The following is a 25,545-nucleotide window of genomic DNA, read 5'->3' on the forward strand; positions in this document are numbered from 1 at the left end:
TAACACTAACTCAAACATAATGAACAATTACAAAGAACCTCAAAAAAACAATAATTATTCAAACGAATTGGATTTTGGAATTATACTTGAAAAATCATTCAATAATTATAAAAAAATAGTAGGAATTGCTGGAGTTTCCATATTAATTTTGGTAATCATCTATTTTGCACTAGTTTTCGGTTTAATTGCAGCTGCCTTTGGATTTGTAGGTTTTAACGAAGCAATGACTACTTTTAAAATAACGGATTATTCCATTACTATAATTATAGGATATTTACTCTTTATGGCTATTTTCTCTGGTATATCTGCCAATTTTACTGCTGGAATTTACCAAATGGCTTATGCTGCCAATAGTAATAAACAATACGAAGTTGGTACACTTTTTTACTATTTTAAAACCAAGTATTTTAAAGAATTATTTTTGTCTGGTGTTATTATAGCAGTAATTACGGGTTGTTTAACTTTATTGTTTCAATATTTAAATACGGAATTAATCGGTGTGATTGTTACCTACACAATCACCTTTTTTACCATGTTGACAATTCCAATTATCATTTTTTCTAATTTAAAAGCCATTGACGCTATTACCTTAAGCCTCAAACTAATTGCAAATAATTTTCTAATCATTCTAGGTTTAGTAATTGTTGCCTTTATTTTATCCATGCTTGGTCTTGTTGGATTGTGTATTGGTATTTTCTTCACTTTACCTCTAATATATTCAACCATTTTTTGTATATACAATGAGATTTTACCAATAAGAGAAACTAATATTATAGACGAAATTGGTACAACCGAAGAATAATGATTGCTTTTATTCAAATAATCAATAATTGGACATCTCTTTTACAAAAAGATGTGAACTACTTATTGCATTTGAATCGTTTTAGCATAGGTTTTATGGGTTCTAACCTTTTAAAAACGAGCATTGTTTTAGTATTGCTTTTAGTAGTATCATTGCTGATGTATCGTTTCTCAAAAACAAAATTCAACATCAAAACAAATTACTCTGAGCTCGAACCCAAAGAAAGACAATTCAGAATGTACTTTCTTGCAATGGGAATTATAATTCCAGTAATGGAAATCATTTACGAGATCAATAATGTTCGCTCTATAAGTTTACTGAAGATCAACGTTAGTGTTGGTATTGTACTCATTCTAATTTACATTTTAACATTAAAAAACAAATGGTTCAATAAAAACATCAATTATATCTTCTTAAGTATTTTTATTGGGTATTTTCATTTTATTGCGTTCAACATCGCTTTTAAACCCTTTGAATTAGTGTCGTACGTTAGTCTAATCATTGCATTTTTCATCTCGTATTTCCTTTTCAAACGGTTTACTCATTATTTGATATTCCTAGCGTATGCATTGACACTTTGCTTTGTTTTTTACTATTTTGAGTTTCTTACAAAAAATTTATCCATCATACTTTTTAATTCCTTTTTGATTTCATCCGGAATACACTTGGCAAGACACTTTGCTTTGCTTGAAACTAAAAATAAATTTCTGTTTGCTAATGAAATTGTGAATAAAGGAAATTCAATTACCATTGCAACCAATAAAAAAGGTGAAGTTTCCTATTGTAGTGAACAAGTAAAAGATTTTTTAGGATATGCGCCAGATGAAGTAATGGGAATGCGATTTTGGGAATTAACCGAAGATGCTGAATTCATTGGAGAACAATATCATGAAAATTACGTAGACAACCGTTTATACGTCAGACGGTTAAAGTGTAAAAACGGTCAGTTTAAATACATTCAATGGAAAGATAAAAAATTTTCAGATGATTTAATAATAGGAATTGGTCAAGATGTTACCGAACAAATTCATATTCAAAATCAACACCGCAATTTAATAGAAAGCGCTACTGATATTATTTATGAAACGGACACCGAAGGAAATTACACTTTCATTAATAAGTATGCAGAAAAAATAATGGGCTATACTTTGGAGGAAATGTATCAAAAACATTTTACTTTTTTTGTCCGAAAAGACTTCAAAGAAAAAGTTCATGAATTTTATAATGTGTCACTAAAAGACATTAAAGATTTTCCGACTTTTATTTTTCCGGTATTGAATAAGAAAGGTGAAACCATTTGGTTATCGCAAAATGTATCCATCAAAAAAGACGAATTTGGTAAAAAAGTAATCGGTTTTACTGTTATTGCGCGCGACATCACTCTCATCAAAAACATCGAAATTGAAACCCTTCGACGCGAAAAGAAAATCAGAAAATACAATGAAGTCATCAAACAACTGACCATAAAAAGTTTCTCCAACCAAGAAAAATTTGATGATTTTTTGTGCTACTTATTAAAAACAGTTGCCGAAAAAGTAGACATCAACAGAGTCAGTTTCTGGAACTACCATAAAGATAAAATTGTTTGTGCGGAATTGTATTTAGCCAACAAAAACTCTTACGAAAAAGGTTTTGTACTGTACAAAAAAGATTTTCCAATTTACTTCGAGGCTATTGAAAAAGAAAATCAAATTGTAGCCAGTAATGTTTTTGAAAATAATGACACCAAAGAGTTTTGGCCAGAGTATTTTCCGAAAAACCATATTCAATCGATGCTGGATTCTCCAATTTATTCTAATGGTGAATTGATGGGGATTTTATGCTTTGAATCGACAACAAAAATCAAAAATTGGGACATTGAAGACATCAACTTCTCACGTACCATTTGCGATTTTATTGCCATTTCAATCGAAACGCAAAAACGTCTCGAAGCCGAAAAGAAACTCGCCTACAAAACTGAAATTTTAAGCGTAATCACTCAAATAACCGATAAAGTTCTCATCAGTAAAAACAACACTGATATATTCGAAGGTATAATCGATGCCATTGGTAGAGTAACAAAAACCGAACGGATGTCTTTTTTCATTAATAATGAAGAAGAAAAAACCATCGAGCAAAAACACCGTTGGACCAATGAGAAAAGGTCAATTACGCCTATAAATCCAACTCTTGCAACAGTTCAACATGCATCTGTACCCGAAGTGATTAAAGTTTTAAAAACCAACAAACCCTATCAAGCTTTAGTTAAAAATATAAAAGATGGTACTACTCGTGAATTTTTAGAAAAGCTCAATACAAAATCCATTTTGTTTTTACCCATTCGTGTCAAAAAAAGTTTCTATGGTTTTATCGTTTTTGATCATACAACGTATGAAAGAGAATGGTCTGTTGAAGAAATTACCAGTCTTCAAACCTTAACCAACAATATTTCATCGGCAATTGAACGTAATTTGAACGAGTCTATTATCTACGAAAGTGAAGAAAAATTCCGATTAATCGCTAACAATATTCCTGGAACAGTTTACCTGTCAAAATTTGATGAACAAGGGACAAAAGTATACCTCAATGATGAAATTGAAGAACTTACGGGTTATGCAAAAGAGGATTTTTTACAAGGCAAAATCAGCTTTATATCGCTCATGCATCCCGATGAAAAAGAAAGCATCATCAATGAGCAAGTTGCCAATATCAATAGCGGAAAACAAATTCATTCGCGCTACCGTATTCAACATAAAAACGGAAACTACATTTGGATTGAAGAGTTTGCCGATGCTATTAAGAAAGACAATGAAATTGAGTTTGTAGGTGGAATTTACATTGACATTACCAAACAAAAAGAAGCTGAAGATGCTATAAAAGCAAAAGAATACGCCGAAGCTGCCAGCAAAGCAAAATCCGATTTCTTGGCCAATATGAGTCACGAAATCAGAACTCCTCTCAACGGAATCATCGGATTTACCGATTTGTTGAAAAACACTCACCTAGAAGAAATTCAACTCAAGTACATGAATACCATCAATCAATCGGCAAAATCGTTGATGGAAATTGTAAACGATATTCTCGATTTTTCCAAAATTGAATCGGGTAAATTAGAATTGGAAATTAAGAAATACGAACTCATTCCGCTTGCCAAAGAAGTCATCGATTTGTTTGGATACAACACCGAATCGAAAGAAATCGAACTCAAATTAACCATCGAAAACAATATACCGAAGTACATTTGGGTCGATGCCTTACGTTTGAAACAAGTACTCGTGAACTTATTAAGCAACGCTGTAAAATTTACTGAAAAAGGTACAGTCGAACTTAAAATTGCGGCCAATAATAAAACCGACAACTCTGCTACATTCCATTTTTCTGTACTTGATTCTGGAATTGGTATTGAAAAAGAACATCAACAAAAAATATTCGAAGCCTTTTCACAAGGAGATTCATCTACTACTCGTCGATTTGGTGGAACAGGTTTAGGTTTGTCCATTTCTAACAATCTGTTGAACCTTATGAATAGTAAACTTAATTTGAAAAGTCAACCCGATTTGGGAAGCGAATTCTTCTTTGAAATTACTATACAAGCATCCGACGAAACCATTAATGATTCGGTAGTTCACATCATCGAAAACAAAAAAGTAGAAGTTGTCAAAAAAGAGAACAAACTTTCGGGCATCAAAAACTACAAAATTTTCATCATTGAAGATAATAAAATCAACATGCTTCTGGCAAAAACACTCGTCAAACAAATCGTTCCTAACGCTACTATTTATGAAGCAGAAAACGGTAAACTTGCAGTCGAAAAATTCGACATTATCAAACCCGATTTAATTTTGATGGACGTTCAAATGCCAATAATGAATGGTTATGAAGCCACCGAAGCCATACGAAACAAAACCAAAGGCAAATTTGTACCCATTATTGCTTTGACCGCTGGAACGATTGTAGGTGAAAAAGAAAAATGCCTTGAAGCCGGAATGGATGATTACCTTTCAAAACCCATCATCAAAGAAATTCTACAAACAAAAGTGACAAAGTGGCTCAATCATTAAAAAAAAATATTTTAATTTGTACTAACCTAAAATATATCAAACCATGAGATGGAGAGGAAATCGTCAAAGTGACAATGTAGAAGACCGCAGAGGAATGTCGGGCGGCGGAAAAGCAATCGTTGGTGGTGGTTTAATCGGTATTGTAATTTTACTTCTGAATGTTTTTGGAGGTGAAAACGCCAAAATGATTACTCCAATGCTCGAACAAATGAACCAAGGTCAGACAACTGAAACTGTTGAACAACGCGAATTAACACCCGAAGAAAAAGAAATTGGCGATTTTGCTAAAACTGTTTTTGCGTATACTGAAGATACGTTCGGACAAATATTTCAAGAAAATGGAAGAGAATACGAACAACCAAAAATGGTTTTGTTCTCCGATGCTGTAGAAACTGCTTGTGGTTCGGCAACTTCTGCATCCGGACCTTTTTACTGTCCGGGCGATAAAAAAGTATACATGGATTTGCGCTTTTTTGAAGAATTAAAAACACGTTTCGGAGCTAAAGGTGGTGATTTTGCCATTGCTTATGTAATCGCTCACGAAGTAGGTCATCACATTCAAACCATTTTAGGAACTTCCGGAAAAGTACGTCAATTACAAGAAGGCAAAAGCCAAACTGAAGCCAATAAACTGTCGGTTTGCCTTGAGTTACAAGCTGATTTTTACGCCGGAGTTTGGGCGCATTATAACCAACAGTATTTAGAAGTAGGCGATATTGAAGAAGCATTAAGCGCTGCTCACGCGGTTGGTGACGATGCCATTCAAAGCAAAATGCAAGGACATGTTCAACCGGATACGTTCACTCACGGAACTTCAGAACAACGTATTTATTGGTTCAAAAAAGGCTACGAATCAGGCGATATGAAACAAGGTGATACTTTTGCTGCTTTGTTAGATTAGAAACCAATCCAGCACTACGTTTCAAGAAAACACCACAACCCAACATTTTTATATAAAAAAAAGGAGCTTCTTAACAGTCGCTCTTTTTTTTATTAAAAATTAGTCGGGTTGCAGCGTTTTGCTTTCCACTTCGGTCTGGGTTAATCTTCATTGACGAAGTCTGAATTCCCTCCAGCTTTAGCTGGAGAAAACAAAAAAATCACCAATAAATTCAATAATTCAAAAAAAACAATCTTAGTTTTTACCACATTCACAATACGAAAACGATTGCTTAAAATTTATTTTTGGTTCGCTTAAATTCTTATTTTCTATCCTTAATTTTGTTAAAAATACTGCACCATGAAAGTCGGAATTGACAGCATCTCTTTTGATGTACCTAAACTACATCTTCCTATAAAAACCTTGGCCGAAAACCGCAATATCGATCCCGATAAACTCATAAAAGGTCTCGGTTTACACAAAATGACATTTCCCGATGTGCATCAAGATGTAGTTACTTTTGCAGCCAATGCCGTATTCAAATTAATACAGCAAGAAAATTTAAATCCGAATGAAATTGCGCGAATTTATATTGGAACAGAAAGCGGAATTGATGCATCAAAACCCGTTGCATCCTACGTTTCAGCTCTTTTAGAACAACACTACGGAGAAGGAAGTTTTCGGTATTGCGACACACTCGACATGACTTTTGCCTGTATTGGAGCTGTCGATGCATTGCACAACACACTCGATTTCATCCGACTCAATCCAACTAAAAAAGCGATTGTTGTTGCCAGTGATAACGCCAAATACGATTTAGCATCAACAGGCGAATATACTCAAGGTGCAGGCGCTATTGCTATGCTAATTACGTCGAATCCAAGAGTGTTATCGTTTACAAATGAAGTCGGAGTTTCTTCTCAAGGTGTTTTTGATTTTTTTAAACCGCGTCGTTACGTATCAAAAAACGAAATTCTAAATACAACTGACAACCCAGAATGGTTCGGAATTCTAGAAAACGAAGTCGCTTTTTACAAAGAACAGCCTGTTTTTGATGGTCAGTATTCCAATCAATGCTACATCAACCGAACTACTGAAGCGTATTCACATTACAAAGAAATCACCCATCAAAATGGAGTGTTATTCCACAACTGGGAAAATATTCTAATGCATCTTCCCTATTGCTTTCAAGCACGCCGAACATTTATAGAAATCTATGCTTCCGAACTGTTCAAAAACGAAGAGGTTGACATTAAAACACTTTCAAAAAGCGCCGAATATTTAGAATTTGTAAACCAAAAAATCTTTCCTTCTGAAATTGCCTCAGGACAAGTCGGAAATATGTATACTGGTTCTATTTTCTTAGGATTGCTTTCTACTTTGTGCTTTCATTATCAAAACGAAACCAATTTACAAAACAAAAAATTCGGATTCATAGCGTACGGTAGCGGTTCCAAATCAAAAGTTTTTGAGGCTGAAGTAGAAAACGGTTGGCAATCTGTAATCGAAAAGGTTCAATTATTTCAAACATTAAGCGAAAGCCACGAAATCGACTTTGGAACGTACATTGCACTTCACAAAAAAGAGCGTAAAGAATCGGTTCTACAACCCCAAAGTGAATTTGCTTTAACCCACATTGAAAAAGAAAGTCCGGTTTTATTGGGCGCGCGGTACTACAAATTTAGTGAATAATAAAATTGTCACTGAACACTGAGTCCTAAAACTAACCCAACCAACCATCTCTATCCAAACTGCGGTATTGAATGGCTTCGGCAATGTGAGGGGAATATACTTTTTCTGATGCTTCCAAATCGGCTATGGTTCGGGCCACTTTTAAAATTCTGTCGTACGCTCGAGCTGATAAATTGAGTCGTTCCATAGCATTTTTCAGTAGTTGCAAGGAATTATCATCCAAAGCACAAAACTCCCGAATAAGCTTGGTTCCCATTTGGGCATTGTAGTGAATTGAATCAAAATCTTCGAATCGCTTCGATTGGATTTCACGTGCCAAAATAACACGTTTCCGAATTTCGACACTACTTTCGGCTTTTCTTGTTTCGGTCAATTTTTCAAAAGGAACTGGAGTCACTTCGATGTGAATATCAATTCGATCCAACAATGGTCCAGAAATTTTGCTCAAATACCGTTGCATTTCGGCTGGTGACGAACCAACGGGCGCATTGGGATCATTAAAATAACCGCCCGGACTCGGATTCATACTTGCTACTAGCATGAACGAAGATGGATACGTAATGGTAAATTTGGCTCTCGAAATGGTCACTTCTCTATCTTCTAAAGGTTGACGCATGACTTCGAGTACTTCCCGCTTGAATTCGGGTAACTCATCTAAAAAAAGCACTCCGTTGTGCGAAAGCGAAATTTCACCTGGTTGTGGGTAACTTCCACCACCAACTAATGAAACACTCGATGCTGTATGGTGTGGCGAACGAAAAGGCCGTTGACTCATCAAACCAGCTTCTTTTATTTTTCCAGCTACACTGTGAATTTTGGTTGTTTCCAAAGCTTCTTTCAACGTCATTGGCGGTAAAATACTTGGTAATCGCTTGGCGAGCATGGTTTTTCCTGAACCTGGTGGTCCGATTAAAATAATGTTATGTCCGCCAGCTGCGGCAATTTCCATACACCTTTTGATGCTTTCCTGTCCTTTTACATCGGCAAAATCAAACTCTGGAAAATCGAGTGTTTTATTGAATTCGAGTTGAGTATCGATGACAAAAGGTTCTAAAGTGGCTTTTCCGCAGAAAAAATCAATGACTTGGGTAACATTTTCAATTCCGTACACTTCCAAACCATCCACAATTGCTGCTTCTTTTACATTTTGAATCGGAAGAAAAAATCCTTTAAAACCTTCTTCCTTTGCTTTAATAGCAATGGATAATGCTCCTTTTATGGGTTGCAAACCTCCATCAAGAGACAATTCGCCCATAATGATGTATTTTTCAACTTCATCGGCTGCAATTTGTCCCGATGCAATGAGAACTCCAATCGCCAAAGTCAAATCATAGGCAGAACCTTCTTTTCGTAAATCGGCTGGCGCCATGTTGATTGTAATTTTTTTAACGGGAAGTTGGTAACCGTTATTTTTGAGAGCAGCTGCAATTCGGTAACTGCTTTCTTTTATGGCGTTATCAGGCAAACCGACCAAATGATAACCAACTCCTTTATCAATATTTACTTCAACAGTGATTGTTGTAGCTTCAACGCCAAAGACGGCGCTTCCAAAGACTTTTACTAACATGGCTTGTACTTTAAATTAAATGGCTAATACTGTTACAAATATAAAAAAGTTTTGAAACCTATATCTTTTTTTCATTCTTTAAAACCAAATGTTAACAGAATTCGTAAATCAATCAAACAAAAAACATACTAATGACAAACGAAAACCTACGGCTAGAGGTAGTGCATCAGTACGACATTCTAGACTCTCAACCAGAGAGTGAATTTGACAACATCACTTTTTTAGCATCAACACTATGCAATACTCCAATCTCAACAATTACAATAATTGATCAGTACCGACAGTGGTTTAAATCAAAAATCGGTTTAACCAATTCTGAAAGTCCACGAGAATATTCATTTTGCTCTTTGGCCATTGAAAAATCAGAAGAAACTGTAGTTATTGAACGACTGATGGAAGATGAAGATTTCAGAAAAATTGGATTACTCAACGGATTGACCGATTCTGGCTTCTATGCTGGAGTTCCTATAAAAGACAAAACTTCGGGTCTGACATTAGGAACCTTGTGTGTTATTGATTATGTAAATAAGACATTGACTGAGCAACAAATCAAATCGTTAGAGATTTTGGCCGAACAAACTTCTAAATTGTTTGAACTGAGAAGAAGATTTAAATCATTATCCGATAATAATGAGACTTTGCATTTAAAATATTCGGAGTTGGAGAAGTTTGCTGGAGTGATTTCGCACGATATCAAATCGCCTTTAAACAGCATTATTTCATTGATAGGATTAATCAAAGAAAACTCCGAAACGGCCTTTAAAGAAGAAGATTTTGAATATTTAAATATGATAGAAGAATGCTCATTTCAATTGAAAAATTACATTGATGGCGTTTTGAATTACTATAAGTTAGACAGCATGGATCTTTCTGTCAAAAGTGATATTAAAGTGAATGATTTAATTGATGAAATTAAGTCGATGATCAATCTGAATTCGAAAGTTTCCATTAGTTATCACACTGCATATTCATCTTTAGTAATTAGTAAATACGCACTAATTCAAATATTAATGAATTTAGTTGGCAACGGAATTAAATACAACGACAAAGAAAATGCAGAAGTTAGTATCCGATTTGAAGAAAACTCAAATGATTACATCATCAAAGTCTCGGATAACGGAATCGGGATGAAATCGGAGCATTTTGAGGAAATTTATCAATCGTTCAAAAACTTGAACATTAAAGACCGATTTGGTAATTACGGTACAGGGATGGGTTTATCAACTGTAAAAAAAATTGTAGATAAATTAGGCGGTCGCATCGAAATTGAATCCGAATTAACCAAAGGAACTACATTTACTGTTCAGCTTAAGAAATAAAAAAAGCCATCCGTTTGAGATGGCTTTTTTATTATTTAAACTTTGAAATTCCGTCCAATAACCACGCTTTGTATTCTTCAATATCGGGCGTGTATGGAACCGGAGTATTCAATGTGTTTTTATCGTCTTTTGGGTCGAGTAAAACATAATATGGTCGGGCATTGTTGTTGTATTTTTGGATTTGAAATTCACTCCATTTTTCACCAACTGTGTTCACTTCTTTTCCGTTTTCCTTAGAAATATACCATTCATCTTTTGGCAATTCTTTTTTATCATCTCCATACAACGAAATCAAAACCACATCCTTTTTCAAGATTTCCAACACTTTTGGATCCGACCAAACGTTGTTTTCCATTAATCGACAGTTCACACATTGTTTTCCTGTAAAATCAATTAAAATAGGTTTATTTACCTCTTTTGCATAAGCCAAACCTTCTTCATAATCTTCGAAAGACACTAAATTGTGAACGGTATAAACAGCACCTTTTGGCAAACTTTCGTTTGTAGTTGTGGTTATTGATTTCCCAAACCCTTGCGGACTTTCACTGTAGGTCATTGGTGGTGGAAAAGCAGAAATCAATTTTAATGGCGCGCCCCAAAGTCCGGGAATTAAATACACCGTAAACGTTAAACTCACTAATCCTAATAACATTCTTCCCACCGAAATATGACTCATTGGACTATCATGCGGCAAGGTGATTTTTCCGAATAAATACAATGATAATGCTCCAAAAATAGCTATCCAAAAGGCGATAAACACTTCTCTTTCCAGCCAATGTAAATCCATTCCGATATCGGCATTTGATAAAAACTTGAAAGCAAGAGCTAATTCAATAAATCCGAAAACCACTTTAACTGTATTCAACCAACCGCCCGATTTAGGAAGATTTCCTAACAAACTTGGTGCTAAAGCAAAGAACATAAATGGTAACGCCAATCCCAAACCAAACCCGAGCATTGCCATAGACAAAATTGAAGCTCCACCGTCTGAATTTAAAGACGTTCCAAATACAAATCCTAAAGCCGGACCAATACACGAAAAGGATACTATTATTAAAGTTAATGCCATGAAAAAGATTCCGAGTAATCCACCCGAATTCGAAGCATTATCCACTTTATTGGACAGTTTGCTTGGCATAGTAATTTCGAAAGCTCCGAAAAATGAAATAGCGAAAGTTACAAATATGATAAAGAAGAAAGTGTTCAAATATACATTAGTTGATATTTCTGAAAATATATCACGGTTGACACCTTCTAGTAAATGGAATGGTAATGTGAAAAATAAACAGATTAAAACGATGCACAATCCATAAAACAACGCATTGAATTTACCTTTTGATTTATTGGCCGATTGCTTTAGGAAAAAGCTCACTGTCATAGGAATCATTGGGAATACACAAGGAGTAAATGTAGCCAATAAACCTCCAAAAAACGACAACAAAAAGATGGTCCAAAACCCTTTTTCTTCTTTCTTTACAGGTTCTGTTGATTCAGTTGAAGTAGTTTCTGTTTTTACAGTTTCGATGGTATTTTTTATAGTATCAACCGTGGTTGGAGCGACAGTTGTAGTATCTTCACCAATGGCAGCTTCCTCCACTTTTATTTCGGGTAAAGTAAAGGTGAAAGCTTCAAATTCTTGAATGCATTTTCCGTCAATACACGTTTGCCCGTCGAGTTCGGCTTTGATTGTTTTAAGCTTCGGATTTAGTACCTTAATAGTTTGCTTAAATTGTGCTGATTTGGTAAAAAAGTACTCGTCTACTTCAAAAACATCATTGTAATGTTTCTCGTATTTTCCTTCAGTAGTTTTACCTACTAACTGATAGTTTCCTTTAGAATCTTTAAAAGTAAAAACCGCTGGAAGTGCACCACCATCGGGAGTATATTGGGAATAAAAATGCCAACCGTTATCGATTTTTGCATCCATAATCAATACCAATTCGGTATCTGATTTCTTTTCTACTCTGGTTTTCCATTTCACTGGATCTAAGACTTGTGCATTTACAGTAGTAAGCACTAAAAAGGCAAATAAGCTGAAAATTAACTTTCTCATTTATTGAAGCGTTATTTTTAAAATTTTAGTTGTGTTTGTGTTTACTTTAAAACGATCGTCAGCTCGATGACCAATGACCCAAATGATTTCTTCATTTGAGCACAAAATCCAACAGTTGGACTTATCTATCAACGACATTCTTTCGTCTTTAAAAAACTTGCTGAGTTTCTTCTTTCCCTTCATTCCAAACGGATAAAACGCATCGCCTTCGTTCCATTTTCTGAGAGTTAGTGGAAACTCTATCAAATCTTCGTCGACAAAGATACAATTACTGTCAGAAACTGAAATGTCACTTACATTACAAAACGACAATTTTAAGGGAATATTAACTTGGTGCTCTTCTTTATGAATCAAAAATGATGCTTCATTTGAAGATGTTTTTCGATATAAAATCAAAAAATTACGGTTTTTGAGCACGACAAACTCTTCAGAAAAAACTTGTTTCCCAGTTTGTGCGTTGACTAAATCGTAAATATCATTCCACGCTGTAAATCCGAATTGCTTCAACCATTGGTACAAATATCCTTTATAATTGGGCAATTGAAGTAATTTATCCAAATTAATATGAACGGTTCCGTCTTGCTTTTCAGTTACTACTTCCTGATACATAATGTATTTGGCATCGTTGGCCAACGACTGAACTTCTTTTAAATGTTCTTGCGTTTTTTGAAATGATTCTAAGAAACTCGGATTCAATTCTTTTAAAATAGGAACCAAATGATGTCGAATTTTATTCCGTACGTATTTATCACTTTCATTGCTGCTGTCTTCACGCCATTTTAAATTATTTTCCAAAGCGTATTTCTCAATTTCTTCCCTTGAAAAAGGTAGTAATGGTCGAATGATTTTATCATTTATTGCGGGAATTCCGGTTAATCCATCCAAACCTGTTCCGCGCGAAAGATTAATCAGAAACGTTTCCAAATTATCATCTTGATGATGTGCCGTTGCAACAAAATCAGCATTCATTTCTTCCATTTGTTCGTAAAACCAATTGTAACGAAGTAGTCGCGCAGTTTCTTGAATGGACATTTTGTTTTGTTGGGCAATTTCGGCCGTTTCAAAAAAACCAATCCGTAGTTCTAAATTATGGGATCTGGCATAATCATGAATAAAATGCATATCGCCTTCACTTTCGTCACCTCGAAGTTTGAAATTGCAATGCAATAAGCCAAATGAGTAATCCAGTTGTTGGAATAAGTAAACCAAAACCATGCTATCAATTCCGCCACTAACCGCAATATAAAACTTGCTTTTGGCTAAAAACGGAAAACTTGTATGAATGTGTTTGGCAAATTTTTGTAGCATTTTCAAAAATAGTGATTTATTTTACTTCGAGCACTTCAAACATCGCTTTTGCTTTCAGCAAGCATTCTTCATATTCATTTTCTGGAATCGAAAGTGATGTAATGGCACTTCCCACAGAAAAAGACAGATAGTTATTTTGGTCATTGTAAAGTATGCTTCGGATGACCACATTGAAATCGAAATCGCCTTCAGGAGTAAAATAACCCACAGCACCGCTGTACAAACCGCGTTTGGTTTCTTCTAAATTTTCGATGATGTTCATGGCCGAAATTTTGGGCGCGCCTGTCATGCTTCCCATCGGAAAAGTAGTTTTGATGATTTCTGTAGGAGAAGTGGTGTGCTCAACCTTTGAAACCACAGTAGAAATCATTTGGTGTACTTGTTTGAAAGTATAAATACCGCATAATTCTTCCACTTCAACCGAACCTTTGGTAGCTGTTTTTGATAAATCATTACGCACCAAATCGACGATCATAATGTTTTCTGAACGTTCTTTTGGGTTGGATTCTAATTCCCTTTTAGACCAATTATCCAATTCAATATCAAAAACGCGTTTGGCTGTTCCTTTAATGGGTTGAGAAATTACTTTATTGTTTTCTTTCTTTAAATAGCGTTCGGGAGAAGCACAAAGCAAAAACTGCTTATTATTTTTGAAATAAGCGGCAAATGGCGGTTCGGAAATAGTATTTAATTTCTGATAGATTCCCAATGGGTGAATAAGCGCATTTTCAGCATAAAATTCCATACAAAAATTAGCTTCATAAATATCGCCTAAATGAATGTGATCAAGCATTCTGCTAACCTTAGAAATGTAGTTTTCTTTTGAAATTCGTTGTTGAATGCTAATCTCACGCAAAGATGCAAAGTCGCAAATTTCTATTTTTAAAATCGCTTCAAAATCGGATTCAATCTCGTCATTGCAAAAATTTAAATACTGAATTTCAAGTTGATTACCTTTTAAGAGAAATAACTTTTTGGGTTGAAAAAAGAACAAATCTGGGAATTGTAAGCCATCAAAATTCTTGGATTGCAGCGCTTCAATATCATTTTTTAAATCGTACGACAAATAACCAAACAACCAATCTTTGGTTTGCGATTGGTACTGATGAAGGTCTTCAAAAGCATTGATGAAGTCGGTTGTAATTGAAGTAAAAGCATCTACGGCAACAATACAATCGTAATTGGAATACTGCTGATGGTACTCATTTGAATCCAATACAATTGCTTCACGGAACTGATTCGACCACAACAAAAGTTGTTGTTTCAGTTGGTTGGGATGCGTAATATTCTTTGAAATAATGGTTCTCAAGGAGCAATCGATTTGGTCTCAAAAATACAACAAAAATAGATTTGAAAACTCTGTTAATAAGCCAATCTTTTGGGTTCGTTTTTTAACAAATAAAATTTTAATTTTGAGATACTAACCAATAAAATTATTTACTATGAAAATTGCAACTATTATTGTGAGGATTCTGCTGGGCGGAATGATGCTTTTTGCATCGATTGCTTATTTCTTCGAATTAGGAGGTGAACAAAAACCACCAACTGGTGATATGGCAACAGTCATGGCTGGATTTGTGGCTATGAAATATATGTTTCCTTTAGCTAAGGCAATTGAACTGATTTGTGGATTGGCTATAGTGAGTGGGAAATTTCTTCGTCTAGCTTTAATCGTTTTATTACCTATTTCGGTGAACATCTTTTTGATTCACGCTGTAGTATCAAAAACAGATATCCCGATGGCCGCAGGAATTTTAATTGCTAATCTATTTCTGATTTACGCCAATTGGAGCAGTTACAAACATTTATTCACTCCTTAATTTAAATGATGAAAAAAAATCTTTATGCATTTATAATAGCACTTTTAATTGTTGGGTGTTCGTCATCCAAAGGAAGTTCAACTGGTGATTCTTCTGCTAATTCAGTAGACGAAACCTACGGTTATAGTGAAAAAAACGCCATAAAAGTAGGCGGTTTTGAACAAGGTCCGAAAAACGAACGCGATTATTTGAATTCCCTTACCGGTCCAAATGGTGAACCCGTTTCATTTACTAGAAAAGGAAGTTGCTGTCAATTTAAAACCGCAAATAGTCCTTATGGTATGGGAATGTTGGACATGTACCGGGTTTCTTATCAAGGAAAAAAAGATACTGTTTTATTGTACATCAACATGTACGATAAGGGAAAACTAAAAGCGCCGAAAGGATTTATTATGAAATAAAAAAACGTCCTGTTCAAATGAATAGGACGTTTTTTTTGAATATAAATTTGATTAAACGTGTAAGGCTCTGTTATCTGTTGCTGCTAATGCCGCTTCTTTTACCGCTTCCGCGAATGTTGGATGCGCATGACTCATTCTAGAAATATCTTCGGCCGAAGCTCTGAATTCCATTGCCGTAACGGCTTCAGCTATTAAATCGGCACAACGAGCACCAATCATGTGAACACCTAAAACTTCATCAGTCTTTGCATCGGCTAAGATTTTTACAAAACCATCCGTATCGCCACCAGCACGAGCTCTTCCTAGTGCTTTGAAAGGGAAACTTCCTGCTTTGTATGCTACATCAGCTTCTTTCAATTGCTCTTCGGTTTTACCAACTGCAGCTACTTCAGGCCACGTATAGACTACACCTGGAATTAAATTATAATCGATATGAGGTTTTTGTCCTGCTAAAATTTCAGCAACCAAAACACCTTCTTCTTCCGCTTTGTGCGCTAACATAGCTCCACGAATAACGTCACCGATTGCGTAAATGTTTGGAACATTGGTTTGCAAATGATTGTTTACTTCAATTTGACCTCTTTCGGTGAGTTTCACTCCTGCTTTATCGGCATTCAATCCTTCTGTATACGGACGACGACCAACAGCAACTAACGAATAATCACCTTCTAACGAAATGATTTCTCCTTTAGCATTTTCAGCTTTTACTGTCACTGTCTTTCCTTTTCTATCAACTGATTGTACTTTGTGCGAAGTATAGAATTTCATTCCTTGTTTTTTCAACACTTTAGTTAATTCTTTTGACAAAGCACCATCCATACCTGGAATAATTCGGTCCATAAATTCAACTACAGAAACTTCTGCACCCAAACGCAAATAGACTTGCCCAAGTTCAATTCCGATTACACCACCACCAATAATGATAAGATGTTTCGGAACTTCAGGTAATTTTAAAGCTTCGGTTGAAGTGATGATTCGTTCCTTATCCAACGTAATAAATGGTAAGTTAGAAGGTTTTGAACCAGTAGCGATAATTATATTTTTAGCTTCGATGGTTTCAGAAGTTCCATCTGCTTTAGCAATAGCCACATGAGTAGCATCTACAAACGAACCCAAACCTTCGAAAACAGTTATTTTATTTTTGTCCATCAAAAACTTAACACCACCCGAAGTTTGATCTACAACAGCTTGCTTGCGCTCAATCATTTTGGTTAAATTTACCTTTACTTTTCCCGAAACCTCAATTCCGTGATCAGCAAAATGCTGTAATTCTTCGTAATGATGCGAAGAGGCTAACAATGCTTTAGAAGGAATACAACCCACGTTTAAGCAAGTTCCACCTAATGTTGAATATTTTTCAATGATAGCGGTTTTGAACCCTAATTGGGCACAACGAATAGCAGAAACATATCCGCCTGGACCCGAACCTATAATGACTACGTCAAATGAACTCATAGTGAATGTTTTTTAAGTGTTGCAAAATTACAAATTCAATTTTAATTTAAGGATTAAATCAAATTCAAATCACTACTTTATTACATTTTTTTTGTACATTCGATAATAAATCCATTTTACTATGAAAAATTACTACATCATAGCACTTTTGTTTTTTACATTCACAAGTAATGCACAAGTAATCAATTTTCCTGACCCAAATTTTAAAGCGAATTTGATTTCTCAAAATTTTGATTTGAATGTTGACGGAGAAATTGATCAAACAGAAGCACTTCAGGTAATTAATATGGTTTTGGATAATCCGTCGATTACCTCTTTAGAAGGATTGGAATACTTTCATAACCTAGCGAGTATTTGGTGCACTAATCTTCAGATAACGGAGTTAAATCTTTGTCAAACTTCAGTCAAATTCTTCAACTGCACTAACCTTTTAAATTTGGTTTCTATAAATCTTAAAAATAATGTTGAATCGGAATGGATTTTTATAGAACCACCATTTCCTCCTTTCATTTTAAATAATGTTCCAGCCTTACAATACTTTTGCTGCGATGCATCGGAATTGGCTGCAACAGAAGACAATTTGTTTGGATTTAATGTAACTCCAACTACTGATTGTTTTCCTGAATGTGCAACTGCAGTTTTAAATAATCCAACAAACGAATTAAAAACTGGTTTTACAATTGCACCGAATCCTGTGGCAAACACTTTTACGATTAATTCAATTGATGGCCTAGAAATAGCCAAGATTGAAATTTTCAACTCATTAGGACAACGTGTAAAAAGTGTAAATTTGAAAGAGACTTTAATTGAAGTGAGTGAGCTGAATTCGGGAGTCTACTTCATAAGTGTGATTAGCAACAAAGGAATAGAGAAACAAAAATTCCTAAAACTGTAAATAAGTTCAAACTGCTTGTAACAATCAGTATAGTTTTTTTGTGTTGCTGTATTATTTGATTGCAACTTTCGTGATAAAAAAAGAATAAATTGGTTTCTATTTCATTTGGAAACCATTTTATTTTTTGGTGGTTTTGAATCCGAAAAAACTTCTTCAAACCCTTGCCAATCAAAGAAAACGATTTCGTAGATTTATTTTTTTACTGACAATTATCAGTTTTTATGGCGGCTTAAAATTGGAACTTTGAAGTATCAAAATTATACATCAAATCATAAAATCCGATTACCATGAAAAACATTAAAGTCATACAAGAATTACACAATTTAGGAATCACTGGCTATCATGAAGTGGTTTACAATCCGACCTACGAAGAATTATTCCAAGCCGAAACGTCACACTTTAGAAAAGGCTTTGAAAAAGGCGCAGTTACTGATTCTGGAGCTGTAGCAGTAAAAACAGGAGTTTTCACGGGTCGTTCTCCTAAAGATCGTTACATTGTGAAAGACGATGTTACTAAAGATACTATATATTGGGACGATAAAGTAAATTTCCCAACTTCTCAAGAAGTGTGGAGCGAATTGAAAAATTTGGTTCTTAAACAACTTTCTACTTCAAAAAAACTATACGTTGTTGATGCTTTTTGCGGAACCAACATTGATACTCGACTGAAAGTTCGTTTTGTCATGGAAGTTGCTTGGCAAGCGCATTTTGTGACTAATATGTTCATTCGCCCTTCTATCTATGAATTGGAAAATTTTGGCGAACCTGATTTTATTGTAATGAACGGCTCAAAAACTACTAACCCCAATTGGAAAGAACATGGATTGAATTCAGAGAATTTCGTCTTATTCAATTTGTCTGAAAAAATCCAAATCATAGGCGGAACTTGGTACGGTGGCGAAATGAAAAAAGGAATGTTCTCTATGATGAATTATTATCTTCCGCTCAAAGGAATGGCCTCTATGCACTGTTCTGCCAATGTAGGTGAACAAGGCGATGTAGCTATTTTCTTTGGACTTTCAGGAACAGGAAAAACGACGCTTTCTGCCGACCCAAAACGCTATTTGATTGGTGACGACGAACACGGTTGGGACGATAATGGCGTATTCAATTATGAAGGCGGATGTTATGCTAAAGTGATTGATTTATCAGAAGAAAATGAACCCGATATTTGGCGCGCCATCAAACGTGATGCCTTGTTAGAGAATGTAGTAGTAAATGAATACGGTGAAGTAGATTATTACGATCATTCTATCACCGAAAATTCTAGAGTTTCGTATCCGATTTATCACATTAATAAAATTGTTCTTCCTTCAAAAGCAGGACATGCGAGTAAAATCATTTATTTGTCTGCTGATGCTTTTGGCGTGTTGCCTCCGGTTTCTATTTTAGATGATGACCAAGCGCAATACCACTTTTTATGCGGATTCACCTCTAAATTGGCGGGAACAGAACGCGGAATAACCGAACCTCAGCCTTCTTTTTCTCCAGCTTTTGGTGAAGCTTTTTTAACGTTGCATCCAACAATGTATTCTAAAACTTTGGTTGCCAAAATGAAAGAACACAATGCTAAAGCGTATTTGGTAAATACAGGTTGGAATGGAACTGGAAAACGTATTTCATTAAAAAATACACGCGCCATAATCGATGCCATCATCGATGGTTCAATTGAAAAAGCAGAAACAGTGAAAGTACCTTTCTTGAATTTAACTGCTCCAAAAACACTACCTCATGTAGATGATATTTTGGACCCAAGAACTACTTATAAAGACGTTACTGAGTGGGAAACTAAAACTAAAAAGTTAGTCGCTCTTTACAACAAAAACTTCGAGCAATATACCAATACCGAAGAGGGAAAACGATTGGTTGCTGCAGGTCCGAGTTTATAATTTCTTCTAAAAAATACCAATGGGAAAATTCACTATCTTTCCATTGGTATTAAAAAAACTTAAAAAAAATGAACTGGATAATTGAGTTGCTCACCAAGCAGTCTTTCGCACAAACCATCATTGTTTTTGGCTTAGTGATTGCTTTCGGGATTTGGTTCGGAAAAATAAAAATCTTCGGTGTTTCACTCGGAGTTACTTGGGTACTTTTTGTGGGATTGTTTTTTTCTTTTATGGGAGTTGTGGTTCATCCTGAATTGCAAGATTTTTTGAAAGAATTTGGACTCGTATTGTTTGTTTACACACTCGGATTACAAGTTGGCCCTGGATTTTTTGCATCCTTGAATCGAAATGCATTAGTAACCAATATGCTGGCTGGATTTATTGTTCTATTTGGAGTAATTACTACTTTGCTATTGTATTACTTCTCTACCAATTCCATTTCAATCATGACAGGAATTATGAGTGGCGCGGTAACCAATACGCCGGGTTTGGGTGCAGCGCAAACAACGATGACTAATTTGCATCAATCCTCAGAAGAAACTTCTTTGGTAACTTTAGCCTACGCTGTTGCTTATCCGTTTGGGGTTTTTGGGATCATTATTGCCATGTTACTTTTGAAAAAAATCTTCAAAGTCAATATTGAACACGAAACTGAGCTTCAAAATAAATTAGCCAATTTGAGAGAAGATCGAGTGATTTCTAAGCACCTAAAACTAGAGAATCATCAATTGGTTGGTAAACCCATCAATGCCATTTTTGAAATTATTAAAACGCCAATAGTAGTATCGAGAATGTTTCACAAAGGAATAATCATCACTCCTACTCCAAAAGAAATTCTTTCTGAAAATGACGTTTTATTGATTGTGGCGTCTAAAACTACTTTTGAGCAATTGCATTTATTAATTGGCCCGGAAAGCGATATGAATTTAAAAACGGCTTTGGATAGCAATTTAGTTTCCAATCATGTAGTAGTGACGAACAAAAATATCACTCATAAACGTTTGGGCGATATTCCCGAATTCAACCAACACGATTTTACATTTACTCGATTGTATCGCGCTGGAACGCAAATGGTTCCAAATGGAAATATTATGTTACAACTGGGCGATACAGTAAAAGTAGTCGGAACCAAAGAAAGTTTGGAACGTATTAGTTCGGTGTTGGGAAATTCTCTAAAACGATTGGAAGTGCCCGATATTGCTCCGATTTTCATCGGAATTGTACTTGGCATAATAGTCGGAAGCATTCCGTTTCAAATTCCAAATATTCCGGTTCCAGTTAAAATTGGTTTGGCTGGCGGACCACTGATTATTGCATTGTTGTTAAGCCGATTTGGAAATCAGTTCTACTTGAATAATTATACTACAAATAGTGCCAATTTGATGATAAGAGAGCTAGGAATCACTTTATTCTTAGCTAGTGTCGGATTGAGTAGCGGTTCTAAATTAGCTGCTGCTTTTGAAGGCGGAAACGGATTTTATTGGATTGGTTTGGGAATTATAATAACAATTGTCCCATTGCTAATTGTCGGCATTGTTGCCAAACACTTCTTTAAGAAAAACTTTTTTGAAATCTGCGGATTATTAGCCGGAGCATCGACTGATCCACCAGCATTGGCATTTGCATTGAAGATTTCAGGAAATGATATTCCATCTGCCACTTATGCAACCGTATATCCTTTAACAATGATATTGCGAATTATTGCAGCTCAATTGATGATCTTATTTTTTGTATAGCTAATCCCAATCTTGGGCTATAAACGATATTGTTGAACCGTTTTCGGACTTTAATATCAGTTTATGACCATCGATTGAATAACTTTTTACAGTCGTAATGGCTTTAGAAAACTCGGTTTCCAGTTTCATGTCGTCGCAATACATTTTGGTCGCCATTCCATCAGAAAAATGAATTTTCGTTTCTTTCATAACTTGATACGGAAACGACATCTGATTGCAACCCATTTTGGAAGATGCATTTTGATCTTGAGTCAAATCTAAATACGCTTCTTTTTTGATTAAGTAATCTTTGTCGAATGAACTGAACTGAACGAGCATCCAAACTCGTTTCAAATTTTGAGGATTGTTGCTATCGTTCTTGACCGTATTACAAGCCATAATGTAGATAAACACTAAAAATAAAGTAAAAATTCGATTCATATATTACAGTTTAAATGCAGTTGTATTTTTAACTTCTCCTATCATAAATGTGCTGTGAGTACTTCCTATATGCTGAAGAGTAGTGAGTTTAGTAACCATAAATTCGCGGTACTCTTCCATATTTTTTACCAAAATCTTCAGTATGTAATCGTAATCACCACTCACATGAAAGCATTCCAGTACTTCATCTAACTGAACTACTTCACTTTCAAATTTGGTTAAAAACTCCTTGGAATGCTGAACGAGTTTAATATGGCAAAAAACCACAAAACTCTTGTCAATTTTATTCCGATTGAGAAGCGCAACATAGTTAGAAATAACGCCTTCTCGTTCCATTTTTTTGATGCGCTCGTATACAGCAGTAACCGAAAGATTCAACTTCAAAGAAAGTTCTTTAGTCGTCTTTTTGGTATCGGTCTGCAGTAAAAACAACAGTTTTTTATCGAGTTGGTCTAGCACCATAACCTAACAATTATCTAAAAAAGTAGAATTTAGTCTACAAATATAGATTTTAATTCTAATTAAAAAACAATTTATAGATTATTTTTCTAAATAAAATCATATATATTGATTATTAAACTATAAATAGTGAAATTTGAAGAATAATAATTTATACATATATGATTGATTTCAATCCCGCAGATAAAATTCAAGATTTACAATATTTTGGTGAATTTGGAGGTGTAAACCCTTCTATTTCAGATAGTTCTACCTATACTTTCCTTTCAGCAAAAACCATGTTTGATACTTTTGAAGGAAACGCCGAAGGTTGCTATTTGTACTCGCGTCACTCCTCGCCTATGAATTTGTATTTGAGCAAAGCATTGGCCGCTATGGAAGGAACCGAAAGCGCTAACGTTGCCGCTTCAGGTATGGGTGTAATTACTTCTGTTTTATTACAATTATGTTGTTCTGGTGACGAAATTGTTTCGAGTAGAACCATTTACGGCGGAACGTATGCTTTTATGAAAAATGTACTACCCAAATGGGGAATCAAAACCACATTTGTTGATGGGACCAAATTAGATGTTATTGAAGCTGCAATAACTCCAAATACCAAAGTTTTGTATTGTGAAACGGTTAGTAATCCGTTGTTGGAAGTGACCGATATTGAACGTTGGGCACAATTGGCTAAGAAATACAATATCAAGTTAGTAGTTGATAATACGTTTTCGCCCTTATCTGTTGCACCAGCTAAATTAGGTGCTGATGTGGTGATTCACAGTTTGACCAAATTCATCAACGGAAGTAGTGACACCGTTGGCGGTGTGGTCTGTGCTTCTCAGGAATTCATCAATGATTTGAAAAACGTAAATACAGGAGCGATGATGCTATTAGGTCCAACGATGGACAGTTTACGCTCAGCCAGTATTTTGAAGAACTTGCGTACACTACACATTCGAATGAAACAGCATAGTTTTAATGCTATGTATTTAGCTAACCAATTTGAAAACGATGGTTTAAAAGTAGTTTATCCAGGTCTAAAAAGTCACCCAAGTCACTCGTTGTATTTGACTATGATTAATAAAGAATATGGTTTTGGTGGAATGATGACAATTGATGTGGGCACTTTGGAAAAAGCCAATGAATTGATGGAATTGATGCAAAATCGAAACCTGGGCTATTTGGCTGTGAGTTTAGGGTTTTACAAAACGTTATTCAGCGCACCAGGAACTTCTACGTCCAGTGAAATTCCACTGGAAGAGCAAAAAGAAATGGGATTATCCGATGGTTTGATTAGGTTCTCAATCGGATTGGACAACGACATAGAACGCACATACGAAATGATGAAATCGTGCATGAAAGAATTAAATGTTATCTAGTTTTTAGTTAGTAGTTTTTTTTAAGTCCGCTTGAGAGTAATCTTGAGCGGTTTTTTTTATCTTTGAAAGAAAACAAAATGAAGAAATACCTACTCCTATTTCTGTTTTCTCAAATTACTTTTGCTCAAACCGATGCTCGATTGTACGAAATCATTCAATCCGTTTCTTCTCAACGAATTGAAGCAGATGTGCGAACATTAGCCAGCTTTGAAACCCGAAACACCTTTAGTGATACTGTTTCAAACAAAAGAGGAATTGGTGCCGCTCGTAGATGGATAAAAGCTGAATTTGAAAAAGTTTCAAAAGAATGTAATAATTGTCTCAATGTTTTTTATCAAAAAGATTTCGTGACAACCAATGATGGTGAACGCGTTCCAAAAGATACTTGGATAGTAAACGTAGCGGCCATTCAAAAAGGAACAAAATTCCCAAACCGATACATTATTATGACTGGTGATATTGACAGTAGAAATTCAGACACTATGGATTATACTGATGCTGCTCCAGGTGCCAACGACAATGCTTCGGGTATGGCTGGAACTATCGAGGCAGCAAGAGTTTTAAGCAAATACCAATTTGAAAACAGCATCATTTATTTAGGTCTATCGGGTGAAGAACAAGGCCTGTTTGGCGGAAAAGGTTTTGCCGAATTTGCCAAGAAAAACAATTGGGAAATCATTGGTGTTTTAAATAATGACATGATTGGCAACATCGAAGGTGTGGATGGTATAATTGATAACAGAACATTTCGAATTTTTTCTGAACCTACATCAATAACTGATACTGAAAAAGAACAAAAAAATCGTCGCTTTTACGGTGGTGAAGTGGATGGAATTTCACGTCAATTAGCACGTTACATTCACAAACTGACAACAATGTACATGCCTGAAATGAATCCGATGTTGGTGTACCGATTGGATCGATTTGGTCGTGGCGGACATCATCGTCCATTCAACGATTTGGGTTATGCGGGTGTTCGAATCATGGAAGCGCATGAAAACTACAATCGTCAGCATCAAGACATCAGAACCGAAAACGGAATAAAGTATGGAGATGTAATTGAAGGTGTAAATTTTGATTATGCTAATAAACTAACTGCGGTAAATGCGATTACATTGGCCAGTTTGGCTTGGTCGCCAGCAGAACCTAAAAATGTAATGATTGGTGGAATTGTAGAAGCTAACACCAAATTGAAGTGGGAAAAACCAAATGACGATTCGATTATAGGATACAAAATTTATTGGCGACTAACCACTTCGCCTCAATGGGAAAACAGTCGATTTGTAGGCGATGTTGATTTTTACGAACTCAAAGGAATCGTCATTGATAATTATTATTTTGGAGTTGCAGCAGTCAGCAAAAAAGGTCATGAAAGTATTGTAGTATTTCCAAAAGACATCATCCGAAGTACATTCAAAAGAAATTAAAAAGAAAAGTCCCGATTA

General features: G+C 35.3%; 19 protein-coding genes. 12 read left to right on the top strand and 7 right to left on the bottom strand.

Annotated features, from left to right (window positions below; translation table 11 throughout):
• Positions 1-19 precede the first annotated feature (19 nt).
• The 4 genes from VK161_RS09115 (at position 20) to VK161_RS09130 (ending at position 7,414) form a co-directional block, all read left to right on the top strand.
• Entirely contained in the window at positions 20-802 is a 783-nt protein-coding gene (locus tag VK161_RS09115; RefSeq protein ID WP_324214463.1) for a hypothetical protein, read from the top strand.
• A complete protein-coding gene (locus tag VK161_RS09120) occupies positions 802-4,842 on the top strand; it encodes a PAS domain S-box protein (RefSeq protein WP_324214464.1) in 4,041 nt (1,346 codons plus the stop codon). Before VK161_RS09115 ends, VK161_RS09120 begins: the two co-directional genes overlap by 1 nt.
• A gap of 43 nt (positions 4,843-4,885) precedes the next feature.
• A complete protein-coding gene (ypfJ, locus tag VK161_RS09125; protein WP_324214465.1) occupies positions 4,886-5,743 on the top strand; it encodes a KPN_02809 family neutral zinc metallopeptidase in 858 nt (285 codons plus the stop codon).
• Positions 5,744-6,082: 339 nt separating this feature from the next.
• A complete protein-coding gene (locus VK161_RS09130; RefSeq protein ID WP_324214466.1) occupies positions 6,083-7,414 on the top strand; it encodes a hydroxymethylglutaryl-CoA synthase family protein in 1,332 nt (443 codons plus the stop codon).
• A gap of 31 nt (positions 7,415-7,445) precedes the next feature.
• Here the strand turns inward: VK161_RS09130 and VK161_RS09135 are convergent, their stop codons facing one another.
• Positions 7,446-8,981, bottom strand: a complete 1,536-nt coding sequence (locus VK161_RS09135) for a YifB family Mg chelatase-like AAA ATPase (protein WP_324214467.1) — start codon at positions 8,979-8,981, stop codon at positions 7,446-7,448.
• 131 nt (positions 8,982-9,112) lie between these two features.
• On the opposite strand from VK161_RS09135, the gene VK161_RS09140 reads away from it, so the two are divergent.
• Complete coding sequence (locus VK161_RS09140) at positions 9,113-10,300, top strand: sensor histidine kinase (protein ID WP_324214468.1); 1,188 nt, start codon at positions 9,113-9,115, stop codon at positions 10,298-10,300.
• Between the two features lie 31 nt (positions 10,301-10,331).
• On the opposite strand, the gene VK161_RS09145 is transcribed toward VK161_RS09140, so the two are convergent.
• The 3 genes from VK161_RS09145 to VK161_RS09155 are packed head-to-tail and all read right to left on the bottom strand — an operon-like array spanning position 10,332 to position 14,970.
• Entirely contained in the window at positions 10,332-12,353 is a 2,022-nt protein-coding gene (locus VK161_RS09145) for a protein-disulfide reductase DsbD family protein (RefSeq protein WP_324214469.1), read from the bottom strand.
• Positions 12,354-13,661 carry a tRNA lysidine(34) synthetase TilS gene (gene tilS / locus VK161_RS09150; protein ID WP_324214470.1) on the bottom strand — a complete coding sequence of 436 codons (1,308 nt, stop codon included), beginning with the start codon at positions 13,659-13,661 and terminating at the stop codon, positions 12,354-12,356.
• Between the two features lie 16 nt (positions 13,662-13,677).
• A complete protein-coding gene (locus tag VK161_RS09155; protein ID WP_324214471.1) occupies positions 13,678-14,970 on the bottom strand; it encodes an anthranilate synthase component I family protein in 1,293 nt (430 codons plus the stop codon).
• A 133-nt stretch (positions 14,971-15,103) separates the two neighbouring features.
• On the opposite strand from VK161_RS09155, the gene VK161_RS09160 reads away from it, so the two are divergent.
• Positions 15,104-15,481 (top strand): DoxX family membrane protein, encoded by a 378-nt coding sequence (locus tag VK161_RS09160; RefSeq protein WP_324214472.1) that lies wholly within the window; start codon positions 15,104-15,106, stop codon positions 15,479-15,481.
• A gap of 5 nt (positions 15,482-15,486) precedes the next feature.
• Positions 15,487-15,882 (top strand): 2-dehydro-3-deoxyphosphooctonate aldolase, encoded by a 396-nt coding sequence (locus tag VK161_RS09165; protein ID WP_324214473.1) that lies wholly within the window; start codon positions 15,487-15,489, stop codon positions 15,880-15,882.
• Between the two features lie 51 nt (positions 15,883-15,933).
• On the opposite strand, the gene lpdA is transcribed toward VK161_RS09165, so the two are convergent.
• Positions 15,934-17,337, bottom strand: a complete 1,404-nt coding sequence (gene lpdA, locus VK161_RS09170) for a dihydrolipoyl dehydrogenase (RefSeq protein ID WP_324214474.1) — start codon at positions 17,335-17,337, stop codon at positions 15,934-15,936.
• Between the two features lie 121 nt (positions 17,338-17,458).
• Between lpdA and VK161_RS09175 the strand changes: the two genes are divergently transcribed.
• From VK161_RS09175 to VK161_RS09185, 3 genes are all read left to right on the top strand, one after another.
• Complete coding sequence (locus VK161_RS09175) at positions 17,459-18,232, top strand: T9SS type A sorting domain-containing protein (protein WP_324214475.1); 774 nt, start codon at positions 17,459-17,461, stop codon at positions 18,230-18,232.
• A 287-nt stretch (positions 18,233-18,519) separates the two neighbouring features.
• Entirely contained in the window at positions 18,520-20,121 is a 1,602-nt protein-coding gene (pckA, locus tag VK161_RS09180) for a phosphoenolpyruvate carboxykinase (ATP) (protein WP_324214476.1), read from the top strand.
• 68 nt (positions 20,122-20,189) lie between these two features.
• A complete protein-coding gene (locus tag VK161_RS09185; RefSeq protein ID WP_324214477.1) occupies positions 20,190-21,857 on the top strand; it encodes a putative transporter in 1,668 nt (555 codons plus the stop codon).
• Here VK161_RS09185 and VK161_RS09190 read toward each other — a convergent pair whose 3' ends face one another.
• Together VK161_RS09190 and VK161_RS09195 are read right to left on the bottom strand one after the other, a co-directional pair.
• Positions 21,858-22,277, bottom strand: a complete 420-nt coding sequence (locus tag VK161_RS09190; RefSeq protein ID WP_324214478.1) for an META domain-containing protein — start codon at positions 22,275-22,277, stop codon at positions 21,858-21,860.
• A 3-nt stretch (positions 22,278-22,280) separates the two neighbouring features.
• A complete protein-coding gene (locus VK161_RS09195) occupies positions 22,281-22,739 on the bottom strand; it encodes an Lrp/AsnC family transcriptional regulator (protein WP_324214479.1) in 459 nt (152 codons plus the stop codon).
• 158 nt (positions 22,740-22,897) lie between these two features.
• Here VK161_RS09195 and VK161_RS09200 point away from each other — a divergent pair, with 158 nt between their 5' ends.
• Together VK161_RS09200 and VK161_RS09205 are read left to right on the top strand one after the other, a co-directional pair.
• Positions 22,898-24,100: an aminotransferase class I/II-fold pyridoxal phosphate-dependent enzyme gene (locus VK161_RS09200; RefSeq protein ID WP_324214480.1), complete on the top strand. Its 1,203-nt coding sequence runs from the start codon at positions 22,898-22,900 to the stop codon at positions 24,098-24,100.
• A 77-nt stretch (positions 24,101-24,177) separates the two neighbouring features.
• Entirely contained in the window at positions 24,178-25,527 is a 1,350-nt protein-coding gene (locus tag VK161_RS09205) for a M28 family peptidase (RefSeq protein ID WP_324214481.1), read from the top strand.
• Positions 25,528-25,545 lie beyond the last annotated feature (18 nt).

It is taken from the genome of Flavobacterium sp., assembly GCF_035299245.1.
Classification (GTDB): domain Bacteria; phylum Bacteroidota; class Bacteroidia; order Flavobacteriales; family Flavobacteriaceae; genus Flavobacterium.